Source organism: Natronoflexus pectinivorans, assembly GCF_004345615.1.
Taxonomy (GTDB): Bacteria; Bacteroidota; Bacteroidia; order Bacteroidales; family Marinilabiliaceae; genus Natronoflexus; species Natronoflexus pectinivorans.
The window spans coordinates 1-12,448 of sequence record NZ_SLWK01000016.1 but is presented as its reverse complement, the minus strand read 5'-3'; the positions used below and the strand labels follow the sequence as shown (position 1 = coordinate 12,448).

General features: G+C 39.6%; 13 protein-coding genes. 3 read left to right on the top strand and 10 right to left on the bottom strand.

Annotated elements, in window-relative coordinates; all coding sequences use genetic code 11:
* Positions 1 to 7: 7 nt before the first annotated feature.
* The 7 genes from EV194_RS15015 to EV194_RS14985 form a co-directional block, all read right to left on the bottom strand.
* Positions 8 to 1,252: a DEAD/DEAH box helicase gene (locus EV194_RS15015; protein WP_132435045.1), complete on the bottom strand. Its 1,245-nt coding sequence runs from the start codon at positions 1,250 to 1,252 to the stop codon at positions 8 to 10.
* A gap of 24 nt (positions 1,253 to 1,276) precedes the next feature.
* On the bottom strand, positions 1,277 to 2,461 hold the full coding sequence (locus EV194_RS15010; RefSeq protein ID WP_132435044.1) for a class I SAM-dependent rRNA methyltransferase: 1,185 nt from the start codon (positions 2,459 to 2,461) through the stop codon (positions 1,277 to 1,279).
* 14 nt (positions 2,462 to 2,475) lie between these two features.
* Entirely contained in the window at positions 2,476 to 3,084 is a 609-nt protein-coding gene (locus EV194_RS15005; protein ID WP_132435043.1) for a 3'-5' exonuclease, read from the bottom strand.
* 6 nt (positions 3,085 to 3,090) lie between these two features.
* A complete protein-coding gene (locus tag EV194_RS15000) occupies positions 3,091 to 3,735 on the bottom strand; it encodes a DUF5063 domain-containing protein (RefSeq protein ID WP_132435042.1) in 645 nt (214 codons plus the stop codon).
* 80 nt (positions 3,736 to 3,815) lie between these two features.
* Positions 3,816 to 5,726, bottom strand: coding sequence for a RecQ family ATP-dependent DNA helicase (locus tag EV194_RS14995; RefSeq protein ID WP_132435041.1), 1,911 nt, complete (start codon positions 5,724 to 5,726; stop codon positions 3,816 to 3,818).
* A gap of 267 nt (positions 5,727 to 5,993) precedes the next feature.
* Entirely contained in the window at positions 5,994 to 6,308 is a 315-nt protein-coding gene (locus EV194_RS14990) for a single-stranded DNA-binding protein (RefSeq protein ID WP_132435040.1), read from the bottom strand.
* Between the two features lie 166 nt (positions 6,309 to 6,474).
* Positions 6,475 to 7,422, bottom strand: coding sequence for an aldo/keto reductase (locus EV194_RS14985; RefSeq protein ID WP_132435039.1), 948 nt, complete (start codon positions 7,420 to 7,422; stop codon positions 6,475 to 6,477).
* Between the two features lie 150 nt (positions 7,423 to 7,572).
* Between EV194_RS14985 and EV194_RS14980 the strand changes: the two genes are divergently transcribed.
* Both EV194_RS14980 and EV194_RS14975 read left to right on the top strand, forming a co-directional pair.
* Complete coding sequence (locus tag EV194_RS14980) at positions 7,573 to 8,196, top strand: hypothetical protein (RefSeq protein ID WP_132435037.1); 624 nt, start codon at positions 7,573 to 7,575, stop codon at positions 8,194 to 8,196.
* A gap of 314 nt (positions 8,197 to 8,510) precedes the next feature.
* Positions 8,511 to 9,638, top strand: a complete 1,128-nt coding sequence (locus EV194_RS14975; RefSeq protein ID WP_132435035.1) for an FAD-dependent monooxygenase — start codon at positions 8,511 to 8,513, stop codon at positions 9,636 to 9,638.
* A gap of 225 nt (positions 9,639 to 9,863) precedes the next feature.
* Here the strand turns inward: EV194_RS14975 and EV194_RS14970 are convergent, their stop codons facing one another.
* From EV194_RS14970 to EV194_RS14960, 3 genes are all read right to left on the bottom strand, one after another.
* Complete coding sequence (locus tag EV194_RS14970; RefSeq protein ID WP_132435033.1) at positions 9,864 to 10,625, bottom strand: metallophosphoesterase; 762 nt, start codon at positions 10,623 to 10,625, stop codon at positions 9,864 to 9,866.
* A 54-nt stretch (positions 10,626 to 10,679) separates the two neighbouring features.
* On the bottom strand, positions 10,680 to 11,204 hold the full coding sequence (locus tag EV194_RS14965; RefSeq protein ID WP_132435031.1) for a hypothetical protein: 525 nt from the start codon (positions 11,202 to 11,204) through the stop codon (positions 10,680 to 10,682).
* Positions 11,205 to 11,302: 98 nt separating this feature from the next.
* Complete coding sequence (locus EV194_RS14960; RefSeq protein WP_132435029.1) at positions 11,303 to 11,674, bottom strand: hypothetical protein; 372 nt, start codon at positions 11,672 to 11,674, stop codon at positions 11,303 to 11,305.
* Positions 11,675 to 12,146: 472 nt separating this feature from the next.
* Here EV194_RS14960 and EV194_RS14955 point away from each other — a divergent pair, with 472 nt between their 5' ends.
* Positions 12,147 to 12,434 carry a VOC family protein gene (locus tag EV194_RS14955; protein ID WP_132435027.1) on the top strand — a complete coding sequence of 96 codons (288 nt, stop codon included), beginning with the start codon at positions 12,147 to 12,149 and terminating at the stop codon, positions 12,432 to 12,434.
* Positions 12,435 to 12,448: the final 14 nt, after the last annotated feature.

The following is a 12,448-nucleotide window of genomic DNA, read 5'->3' as shown; positions in this document are numbered from 1 at the left end:
TTTAGAACTACCCCTTCTGCACACTGTTATCAGGTCTCTTCCCTTTGTTAAATTTTCTTTTGGGAGGATGTCCTTTTTTGAAGAAGCGTTTGCGCGGTGCAGCATCGGGATTATAGTCGGGTCCTTTCTCGAAACCATCAGGCAAAGGAGATTTAAAAATCTCCTTTTCAATTAACTTCTCAATATAGGAGAATTTTTCCTGCTCCTTATCATTAATAAAAGTAAGCGCCACGCCAGTTGATTTTGCCCGTGCAGTTCGCCCCACACGGTGTACATAATCTTCCGCATCGCCCGGTACATCGTAATTAATAACCAAGTCGATACCATCCACATCTATTCCCCGTGCGATGATGTCGGTAGCCACAAGAATCTTTACCCTCCTGTTTCGGAAACCCAACATCACTTTTTCACGTTCAGCCTGCTCCAAATCGGAATGAATGGCTTCAGCTGCAAAACCCTCCTTAACCAGCGCCCGATGTATCTCCTTCACCTTTAATTTGGTGGAAGAGAAAATAATCACGCTGTTCATCTCTTTGTCCTTTAACAAGGAGTTGATGAGGGGAATTTTCTGCGTATCATAAACCAGGTAAGCCGCTTGAAGAATTCCTTCGGCCGGTTTTGAGATGGCAATGCTCACCTCTTTTGGGTTGGAAAGCAATTTCCGTGAAAGTTCTCTGATTTTCGGCGGCATGGTGGCCGAAAACAAAAGCGTTTGACGCTTTTGTGGCAATGTTTTCACAATCTGCATGATGTCATCATGAAATCCCATATCCAGCATCCGGTCGGCTTCATCCAAAATAAGATGTTTTAAATTGGAAAATTTAAAATAATCCATGGTAAGATGCTGAATAAGACGTCCGGGAGTAGCCACAACCACATTGGCTCCGGTCATCAGTGCCTTTTTTTGCTGATCCCACAATCCGGCATCATTTCCGCCATAAACGGCGACCGATGTAACCGGCACGAAATATGAAAACCCCTGCATTTGCTGGTCAATCTGAATGGCCAGTTCCCGAGTAGGAACCAATATTAACGTAGTCGTGTTGGTGTCCTTAGTTTCAATAAGTTCATTGAGAACCGGCAAAAGGTAAGCAGCAGTTTTCCCGGTTCCGGTTTGCGCACATGCAATGATATCATTTCCGGTCATGATGACCGGAATGGTCTCCTGCTGAACAGGAGTAGCTTCTTCAAAACGCATAGCCTCTAATCCCTCCAGGATTTCGGCATTAAATCCAAACTCTGTAAATTTCAAGTTGTAATAAATTAATGAATGATTCTATTCTACATAAAGCACCAATCCCTTCAGGTACTCGCCTTCGGGATGGTAAATACTCACCGGATGATCAGCCGGCTGATCCAGCTGATGCAAAATCCGTACATTTCTGCCGCTTCGTGCAGCGGCAGAAAACACCATGGTTCTGAAAGCCTCCTTTGAAATCACCTGCGAACAGGAGAACGTAAACAATATTCCACCCGGAGCAATCATTTCAATGGCTTTCGCGTTCAATCTTTTATATCCCTGTAGTGCATTTTTAACCACCTTCAAATGTTTTGCAAAAGCCGGTGGATCCAGCACCATTAAGTCATAATTCTCAGTGGCCGACTCCATAAACTTAAATGCATCTACCGCAAAAGAGCTGTGGCGCTTGTCGCCCGGAAAATTCAGCTCAACATTCTGGTTTGTCAACTCAACCGCCCTTTCAGAACTATCCACGGAATAAACCATTTTAGCTCCTCCCCGCATGGCATAGAACGAAAACCCCCCGGTGTAGCAAAACATGTTTAACACGGTGCGGTTTGCACTGTACTTCTCAAGCAGAGCACGGTTTTCACGCTGGTCGACAAAAAAGCCGGTTTTCTGACCCTTCTCCCAGTCTGCCTGAAACAGCAATCCGTTCTCCTTGGCTAAGTGGGAACTGCTTTTGCCCCAAATAAATCCGTTTTCAGGCTGAACATTGGCCTTAAAAGGCAATGTTCCTTCCGATTTATCGTATATGGCTGTTAATTTATCTCCGATAACATCTTTAAGCGCATCTGCCAAAATATTTCTGCACCTGTACATCCCAACAGTGTGCATTTGTACTACGGCAGTCTGGTCGTACACATCCACTATCAAACCCGGTAACCCGTCGCCTTCGCCATGAACCAGCCGAAACGCATTGGTGACTTCGGATGATGTTAACCCCATAGCAGTGCGAATGCCGTATGCAACACGAATTTTTCGCTGCCAAAAGGCGTCGTCGATGGGTTCATCCTTAAACGAGAGCACACGAACGGCAATGGAGCCAATCTGGTAATGGCCAATGGCCAGAAAATTATCGTGCGAATCGTGCACGCGCACCAAATCTCCCTCTTCAAGTTCGGCATTGACGTTTTTGATGGCTCCTGAAAAAATCCACGGATGAAATCGCTTCAGGCTTTGCTCCTTCCCGGGTTTCAGATAAACTACAGGTAACTGCATATATTGCGGTGGTACTAATTTTTAAAATGAAGGCTCTTTACTTTATAGGTAGGCTCAATCAGCATCAGCTCCTCAAAAATACGATAGGCAATCCAGGCGTCAGTGGCAGCGTAATCTATCTGCGCAGGCGTTAAACTATCCGACTCCCAATTACTTAATCGCTGTCGTTTCGATATTCTAACACTTAAAATCAATCCGGCCAAAGCTTTCAGACTAAACACGTCAATTCCGAAGGATTTCACCATTTCTTGTATTTCAACAAACCGGGACGGTTTAAAGTTTGCCAGGCGTTTTAGGCCACGTAAGTCATCACGTATGCCAACACCAACCTTTATGATGGCAGAGTTTTCAAACAGTTTAACCAAAGAACCGTTAAAGCCTGTTTTATTGAGTCTGAAAAGATATGCTTTGTCAGATGTAGAAAGCTGTAGAAGTGATATTTCATTAAGAGCTCCCTTTTTAAACGATGGTTTGGTTTCGGTATCGAAACCAATCACCTTCTCAGACAGAAGTTCTTCAACAATTTCATCGACCTTTTGCGGGTCTTCCACTACGGTAATTGTACCCTCGAACTGACATAAGGGTAATTCTCCTATGGCCTCTTTGCTAATTGTGCTATCCATTCGAATTTATTCATTAATTCCGGATTTTTTCGAACCATCACTCCAGTCCTTTTGTCGCCTGGAAATAAACCAATGGTCTGTTTTTCTTTGCTCCGGTTCTTGTTCCGGCTCGTCATCAATTGCATCCAGGTTCTCGCCGGAATAATAAACCTGATGCAAAGCCCGTAATACATTCACCAATCGCTGCCCCCAGTAACTTTCAAAATGATTGGTCATTTCAACCATTGAATCATTCATAATTTCTGTCACCGCAGAACGATAATTCATCAGGAAATCCTTTAAATCCTGGTAAATATCGGCCAAATTCTCTGAAACGGTTGAAGTGAGCGGAAGCTCACTGTTTTGCATATCAGCAGTGAACACCTCCAGGTAATCATCAAAACGCCCCATCAGGCTTTTAACCTGAAAAAGAACCGCTTCATACTCCTCTTCCGAAACAAAGCTTTCGACAAAATCGTCCAACATGGTTTCTGACCGGGGTAACATGCTTGCTTTCAGATATAAAAGTGGAAGTATTTTTAATGCAGTATTGACAAACTCCTTTGGCGTTTGCTCTGTTGAGCCCTCCAACCAATTGCAAAACTCACGGCTAACCGTCACAAATTCAATAACATTTGGTGAATACACCGGGTGTTCAAAACTATCTTCCATTTACCTGAAATATCACGAGTAAACCAATCTTATGTTCTTTAATTACACAAAGATATAAAAAAGCACGTAACTACAACAATCTATCGTTTTCCAATCCACTCCATCATGCCATCCTGATTTTCGCTAACCGCCCCCACATCCTCCAGCCAATGAATTACTTTCCACACTTTATCCTGTGCAAACGAAAGTTTTTCGGGGAGCGATTCAGCAGAGACCGGCTCCTTTTTTAATGTATCATAAATGGCCTCTTCAATTTTGGCAAATTCGTCATCCGAGAGATTCTGCTTTTTCCTGTCGAGACAAACATCACAATGTCCGCAGTTGTTGCTGTTGCCCTGTCCGAAATAGTGAAGCAGCAACCTGCTTCGGCAAATGTGCGTTGTGGTTGCATACTCAAGCACTGCATCCACCCTTTGACGGTACTCCTTTTGTCGATACTCGTATATTTCGGGAGCTAAAACAAGGTGGCGCTGCTCTTCGCGTCGTTGCAGAAAGGTAATCAACGGTGTTCGTCGCTGCGGAATGTAATGCAAAACCTTAGCTCTGGAAAGTGCCAGAAAAGCCTGATAAACATCGTCCCGTGTGACCTTTAGTCGTTGAGCCAACACATCTTCATCTATGGAAGCATAATCGGTAAACAACCCCGTATAACTTCTGAGCAAAACTTTGATGTATGGGTCTAGTTTTGCATTGGCCACCTGATATTTGTAGAGTTCAAAATCGCTCATCTGCATCATAACTTTCGACGGAATATCGGAATCTTCGGAATAATAGAGGTAACCGGCACGTTGCAGTATTTTCAGGCTGTTGAATACCGTGAGTACATTAAATCCGAAAGCAGAACAAAATTTGCCGATGTTAAAATCCAGAACCAAACCTTCGCCATGTCCAACAGCCACCTGGAAAAAATTGCATAACGAATCGTAAACCTTTAATATAACCTCCTTTTCGGGAAAGGACGTTGTTACACTCTTGTTGAGTTGCATCTTATCGACAGGCGAAAAAAGCATCACTGCGTATGCTTTTTTCTCATCACGCCCTGCTCGGCCTGCTTCCTGAAAATAGGCCTCCAGCGAGTCAGGAGCATCCATGTGCACCACAATCCGGACATCAGACTTATCAATACCCATTCCAAATGCATTGGTGGAAACAATCACCCGACATGCGCCGCTTTTCCACTGCTGCTGCCGAAAATCCTTCACCTTCTGAGTCAGCCCGGCGTGAAAATAATCAGCCCGTATTCCATTTTTTTGAAGAATTTCTGCATATTCGCGGGTTTTCTTCCTGTTCCGGACATAAACAACCGCCGTACCCGGTACCGAAGCAAGAATTTTAACCAATTGCCCCTCTTTGTCCTCACATTTGCGAACCACGTACGCAAGATTTGATCGCTCAAAGCTCTTTTGAAAGACATTTTTTTTCTCAAACCGAAGCTGCTCCTGGATATCGTCCACAACCTTTGGTGTGGCTGTGGCCGTAAGTGCCAACACAGGCACATTGGGTAAATGCTCCCTTACATCGGCAATTTTAAGGTAACCGGGACGAAAATCATACCCCCATTGTGATATACAGTGTGCTTCGTCAATGGCCAGTAAATTCACCTTCAGATGTTGCAGCTTTTCAAGAAAAACCGGTGTGGAGAGCCTTTCCGGAGAGAGATAGAGAAATTTCACTTCCCCGTAAATACAATTATCGTAAGCAATCTGAATTTCCATTCCGGTTAATCCGGAATGGACTGCATAGGCTTTGATGCCTTTCTTTTTCAGGTTTTCTACCTGGTCTTTCATCAAAGCAATAAGAGGTGTAACAACCAGACATATACCGGGTTTAGCCATAGCCGGAACCTGAAAAGTAATGGATTTCCCCCCTCCCGTTGGCAGCAGTCCCAAGGTATCTTTTCCTTCGCCTACCGATTTTATAATATCCTCCTGCATGGGACGAAAATCATCGTACCCCCAGTACTTTTTTAATATTTCTCGATAGTTTATCATTTATAATAGATCCTTAGAAATTCAGAGCTTAGACAAGAGTACACCCTTGATTTCAACCAACTTACACACTTAACAGTCAACCCACAAAGACGCTAAAGCTATTTTTTCAATTCTATATAATCCGGCAAAAAAAAGCCATTAAGATTATAAAGCTAAGACAAAGATATAAGAAAAAATTCCACACCCTGTACGTCTTATAAATGCTTTACACTCTTAATGGCTAAAGGGTTAATGTTAATGAACCATTTAACAATAAGCAAAGCTATATTAGTTCAAAAACTCTACCTCCTTCACTTTCACGGTAAGAGCAGAACGAACCTCACCATCCTTGCTCTGATACCCTTCACTTTCGGGTACCCCTTCAATCAAAACCTTTTTCCCTTTCTTCAGGTAGTCGGCGATTTTTGAGCTCTGGTCGCGCCACATAACGGCTTTTACCCACTCTGTTTTCTCAACTCGCTTACCGTCCTTGTCCTTGTAATCCATAGAAACGGCAACACTAAAATTGATGACTTTACTACCTCCGACATCTTTTACTTCGGCATCGTTGCCCAAAGCACCTGACAAAATAAGTTTTAACATAACTTGAATTTTGGGTTAATTAATTAAGATCATATCGGGATTAAAATTATCAATAAGAAATATTAATGTCAAGAAAAAAATTACCAACCCATGCCATACTCAAAACGCATTACGTTTTGAGTGCGACACTATGAGTGAGAAATTAAAAATTAATTTCATTAAAACATCAGTCCCATTCAGGGAATTGTGTGGTGTTGAGATCTAATTTTGAGATCAGATTCATGTCTTTATCGCTGAGTTCAAAATCGAATATATTCAGATTTTCAACCATATGTGCTTTTTGTGAGGTTCTGGGAATGGTTACAATTCCCCGCTGATAATGCCATCTTAAGCTTACCTGCGCATTGGTTTTGTTGTATTTCTTTCCAATTTCGGCAAGAACATCATTATAAAAAAGCCCATTCCGTCCCTGTGCAAAAGGCGACCAGGCTTCCATTTGTATGTTGTTTTGTTTCAGGAATTCCAGAGATTCAGGCTGATGAAAAAATGCATGTGCCTCAATTTGATTGACCATCGGTATAATTTCGCCTGATTCCATCAAGTCTCTTAATTGATGGGGTTCAAAATTACTGACTCCAATGGCCTTTATTTTGCCCTCTTTGTATAGTTCTTCCATGGCTTTCCAGGATCCTTTAACATCGCCTCTCGGACGATGTATCAAGTATAAATCCAGATAATCTAATCCCAATTTATTCAATGATGTTTCAAAGGCCTTTTTGGTTTTTTCATAGCCGGAGTCATCAACCCAAACTTTTGAAGTCACAAATAGTTTCTCACGTTCAATACCACTGCGCCTGATTCCGGCACCTACAGCATCTTCATTGTTGTAGATTGTGGCTGTATCAATAAGCCTGTACCCAACAGAAATTGCGTCGGATACGCATCTTTCTCCTTCACTCCCTCCCAAGTAAAGAGTGCCAAAGCCAAGCACAGGCATCTTTACTCCATTGTTCAGTAATACATTTTTTACCGATGTTGTTGCCGGTGTATTAGCGCACCCAAATAATTTTGAAGCACCCAATGTGGCAAATAATGCCCCAGCAGCAACCGTGGCACCGGTTTGCATAAACTGACGCCGATTTATCCTGTTAGATTTATCCATTTCTCGTTTCATGAGTCTGGTTTTTAAATAATTTGGTTTACTCCCTAACAAATATAGCAATTTTGGATTTTAACTGCCTACAAAACGAAGCTTCTCCTATTGAATTATTTGACGCAACCAAATGATGATACAATCATCTGTCATAAACTAAATGATAGCATCATGCAACGATTATTAATTGCTCTTATAGCAACTGCTCAAATGTTTATAGGTTGTAATAAAAACAACTTAGAAAATGATTTATTCATTGACTGTGGAACTCGCTATTATTACTATGGAACTGAGAAAGTCTTTCTCACAGAGATATCTAATATGGGCTCTATTTCATTTTACGATACACTTCCACCAGATATTATCAATGAAATACTAGAAAATCACCCAGAGGTTGAACTTCTTTCATCTCCATCTAGCAGCAGGCATTCTATAATATCCATTGATTCTAAAAATTGTTTTGAAACCGATGAGCTTTTTAACTCTATCAAGGAGGATTCCAGAGTTAGTAATTGCAATAAGTTCCTCATGACGAAAGGAAGCTTCACATTTGGGATTACAGATGTTTTTGTCTGCAAACTAAAGAGCAATTCAACCCAAGATCAATTGATGGAATTAATAGAAGAAAATAAGGTGGAAATATTAAAGCATGATACTACAAATCATCACTATATCATTCGAGCAGACAAAAACTCGAATGGCGATGCATTGGAAATGGCAAATACCTTTTTTGAGAGTGGCCTTTTCGAATATTCAGAACCCAATTTTTTCGGCCTCTTCAGGACTTTCGAATAAACTCCTAAATACACAAACATATTCAGATAGCTCATAGCTATTCCTCGAAGATATTTATAAGCATATACCAATGGTTTCGTCTGAATTCTCGATATTTGTTGCATATCCACTATACCAATCGTAGGTTTGAACACGAAATAGTTTTCAATTTCAGATTTTCGCATCTTTGAATAGACGTTTATACAACGCCTAATTTCGGACTTATGTAATTTTGCATGGTGGAAAACATAGCAAGAAAGGGATTATTCACCTGACTATGTTTTTGAAAAAAATAAAAACCACAAAAGGAGATCATTAAAATAAATTTCTGACAAATGAAAGACAAAATAGCCATTATCGGTGCAGGAATAGGTGGACTAACAATTGGATTAATGCTGAAACAAAAAGGGTTTAATGTGGAGATATTTGAAAGCTCCTCAGAAATCAAGCCGGTTGGAGCAGGTATAATTATCGCAAACAATGCAATGCAGGTCTTTCAAAAACTGGGAATGCAAGCCAAAATAGAAAAGGCAGGTAACAGAATTTCAAAAATAAAAATTACTGATAGCCAACTAAATTCACTTTCTGTAGTTGACCTTTCTGAATATGAACAAAAATATGGAGTAGCAAACATTGCAATTCATAGGGGCGAGTTACAAAGATTGCTTGCTGAAGAAATTGGCTATGAAAACATAAAACTTTCAAAGCGATTGATAAAAATTGAAAAGGAGGAGCTTTTCAAACTGACTTTTGAAGATGATTCGACCATTGCGATTAAAACGCTGATTGGGGCAGACGGAATTAAATCAATCGTAAGAGATCAATTATTCTCAGAAAACACCTTGCGAAATGCAAACCAAATCTGCTGGAGAGGAGTATGTGAGATTGATCTGCCCGAAAACTACCAAAAAGAGCTCAATGAAGCCTGGGGAAGAGGCAAACGCTTTGGATTTGTAAAACTCAACGAAAAAAAAGTGTATTGGTACGCTTTGGCAAATGCAAAAAATGTAACAACTAATGAAGTCAACTTAGTGAACCTATTTGATGAGTTTCATAAGGACATTCCCTCCATTATTTCATCAACATCCAAAGATCAAATCATAACAAATGAGATTATTGACCTAAAGCCAATCTACAAATGGCAAAGCGAAAATGTATGTCTTATAGGAGATGCAGCACACGCTACTACGCCAAACCTGGGGCAAGGGGCTTGTCAAGCCATTGAAGACGCTTATGTTTTGGGCAAGCTAATTGATGATGGATTTATGATTGAACAGTCTTTTGAGCAATTTGAGCAGTTGAGACGGAATAAAGCCCACAGAATCGTAAATAGGAGCTGGACAGTTGGAAAAATAGCTCATTGGGAAAATCGTATTGGCCTATGGATACGGAACACGACTATAAAATACTTACCAAGAGTAATCAATAAAAGGCAAATGGCTATGATTTTTAAATTGGATTAAGATGCTGACGAGAATGTAAATTCCCGATTTGTCTCAACAACTATATCTATTGTGTTATTGTAGGTTTTGTTTTACATATAGCAGTTGGTGATTATAATTATATTGGATCATTCACAAAATTAAAGCAAGCAAAATCTAGTCAATGTATTTTTATTCTGGATTCAGCTTTCTCATCTCGAGACAATAACATGGTTCACTTTAATCACAGATTAAAATCTAATGCAATTAATCCAGAATAACAGCTGCATTCCGATAATTGAAGTGCTCTGCTAAATGCACATAACAGAGCTGATTGGTAACCAATTTGGTGTTATCCAACAATGTATCTGGTATATTGGCATGGTGATGGCCATAAATCCAATAATCGGGTTGCAGTTCAAACATCAGATCTGACTGCTCAGATACGAATGCGCTGTTGATTTCAGAATTTTTGTAAATCTGTGGATTTACTATTTGACTGGGAACGTGGTGGCTTACCACAATTTTATGTTTGGCATTTGATTTGGACAATCCATCTCGTAAAAATTCAACACTCTCCTGGTGCAGATGATTAAAGTCACTACTCTTCAGTTTTCTCCCTCTATATTTAATTAAATGAAAATCGCTCACACCGTATTCCACAATCAGGCTTTTATCTGGTGGAATATGTGACCATAATACCGTAAAAAAGAGATCACATTCATTTACCGATACGACCTTGTTATTCACAATAAAAACATTCTCCCTGATGTTTTCATATACTGGATGATCCAACACCCTCAGGTCTTTACCGGAGTAAAACTCATGGTTTCCCGGTACATAATAGACCGCTTTCCAATGATCAGATACGTAATCGAAAAACCAATGTTTAAAATGTTTTTGCCCCCAATAGGTAATATCTCCGGCCAGAATAAGAATTTCCCCAACAGGTTTGATGGGATTTTTATGAAGAAACAAAGCGTTTTGTGCAAATTCCAGATGCAAATCTGAGCAGTACTGTACCGTCATAAAAGAGAAAGATTTTTTATAAATCACTTATCAAATATACGATTTTGAATGGAACTAACAGCTTGGCGGTATAAACCCTCTGGCAGAATGGGCCTTTACTTCAATTTGGTTGTTGATAATCTGAGACCATTTCTCAGCCACCTGCAATTCATTATCAATCTGCATGTCTTCATCATCTGTAAAAAGGTTAAATCGCACTTCACTTCTGAATTTATCTTTTGGGACAAAACAGAGTTCAGCCCGATTAATCACATCATAATATTTATTCCCATTTTGAACCTTTCTCGTGCTTACAACAGATCGGCAAAAATGAATTTCGGATAAATCCACAAACTGATTGATAACTCCATTTTTGGTCTCCTTGATGAAAAATATGTAGTTTTGATTTTTGTCTATTGCAATGGTATAATCTCCATCAAATTCAAAATCATCTATCTCACAGTTATTTTGTTGTGCAAACCCTTTTATGATTTGCAGTTTCAAGCTCTCTTTTCTTTTCCTGGAAACATAAATCAGGAAAAAAGGAGCGATGCAAGCAAGTAATATGATTGCACCAATAATGGTACTTCCGGTATCCATATGCTATTAAATTTATTGTATTAAATATTTGAGCTCATCAATATTGATAAGCCTGAAAGAGTACTATGCCAGTATGGCATGGAAAGAAAAAATTGATTTTACCAGAAGTAATGAAATGGAAAAATGATATCCGATTTGCGATGGTTTATCAGTACGTTTTCAGTGAAAAACCTTGACTTTATCAGCTTTTCTTTAAAAAGCTGATTGATTAAATCGACGATGGAATGATATCCAATAAAAGGGATAGGGGAATCGGTGATAGATAAATTTGTAAAAATACTTAAAGAACTATCCGTTTGGGAAGTGTGGTTGAAGTTAATGACAGAAAGTCCGGAAATAAATCTCTCCTGATTAACTGTTTGCTCATCGTAGGAATCAGATGCAGCCAATGAACTTGGCACAACAACCATTGCAAAGCAATAGATTGTTGCAAACAAGCAAATTGCGATATTTCTGAAACGTTTAGTCATGATGTAAAGATAGTCTTATAAAGTTCATTTATCAATTAATATACCAAATGCGAAATAATTCATTTAAGTTGAAAAGTATGTGCCGTTAGAAGCGGTCTATCGATAAATTGCTATGCATTCAATAAAAACATATTGGTCTCTTGATTGTTAAGTTTCAACAAATTTAATTAAAAACCCGAACAAAATTATTTGCTCATGAAACGAGCCATGAGAATCGAAAGATCGACGAAGTCAAAGGCTTTCTCACACAGAAGAATCGAAGATCGGCCTAGCCAATGAGTGGAATAGCGAGTTTCCGATTCTAGGAATTTAAATTTCCCGACAAGTCAAGACGACCTGTTCCGCAAATCGGAAGGCTATCCCGAAAAATCGGGACAAATTGTGATCATTGTAATAACAAATTAGAGTATATCGTGAAAAGAAAAGGACAAATTGAACGACTTAAATAACGACCAAATTAAAAATCAAAATTATGAAACAAGCCATTCAACCCTATTTGCATTTTAATGACAACTGCATCGAAGCAATGAAGTTTTATCAATCCATTTTTGATGGAGAGCTGGAAGTAATGACTGTTGGAGACTCTCCTGCCAAAGAACAGTTTCCGAAAGAGTTATACAACCAGGTTATGCATGCCTCCTTAACCAATGAAAATCTGAACATTATGGCCTCGGATATGTGCTGCACATTCTGTTTTATTCGGACACCCATTCCGGATTTATCCGGACACTTTTTAGGTCTGCATTTTTTTCAAAAATAGGAATTAATTTTTTA

Coding starts and splice junctions, on each gene's coding strand:
- EV194_RS15000 (WP_132435042.1), bottom strand. CDS start 3,735: ATGGAAGATAGTTTTGAACACCCGGTGTATTCACCAAATGTTATTGAA.
- EV194_RS14975 (WP_132435035.1), top strand. CDS start 8,511: ATGAAAGACAAAATAGCCATTATCGGTGCAGGAATAGGTGGACTAACA.
- EV194_RS15005 (WP_132435043.1), bottom strand. CDS start 3,084: ATGGATAGCACAATTAGCAAAGAGGCCATAGGAGAATTACCCTTATGT.
- EV194_RS14960 (WP_132435029.1), bottom strand. CDS start 11,674: ATGACTAAACGTTTCAGAAATATCGCAATTTGCTTGTTTGCAACAATC.
- EV194_RS14995 (WP_132435041.1), bottom strand. CDS start 5,726: ATGATAAACTATCGAGAAATATTAAAAAAGTACTGGGGGTACGATGAT.
- EV194_RS14980 (WP_132435037.1), top strand. CDS start 7,573: ATGCAACGATTATTAATTGCTCTTATAGCAACTGCTCAAATGTTTATA.
- EV194_RS15010 (WP_132435044.1), bottom strand. CDS start 2,461: ATGCAGTTACCTGTAGTTTATCTGAAACCCGGGAAGGAGCAAAGCCTG.
- EV194_RS14970 (WP_132435033.1), bottom strand. CDS start 10,625: ATGACGGTACAGTACTGCTCAGATTTGCATCTGGAATTTGCACAAAAC.
- EV194_RS14965 (WP_132435031.1), bottom strand. CDS start 11,204: ATGGATACCGGAAGTACCATTATTGGTGCAATCATATTACTTGCTTGC.
- EV194_RS14990 (WP_132435040.1), bottom strand. CDS start 6,308: ATGTTAAAACTTATTTTGTCAGGTGCTTTGGGCAACGATGCCGAAGTA.
- EV194_RS14955 (WP_132435027.1), top strand. CDS start 12,147: ATGAAACAAGCCATTCAACCCTATTTGCATTTTAATGACAACTGCATC.
- EV194_RS14985 (WP_132435039.1), bottom strand. CDS start 7,422: ATGAAACGAGAAATGGATAAATCTAACAGGATAAATCGGCGTCAGTTT.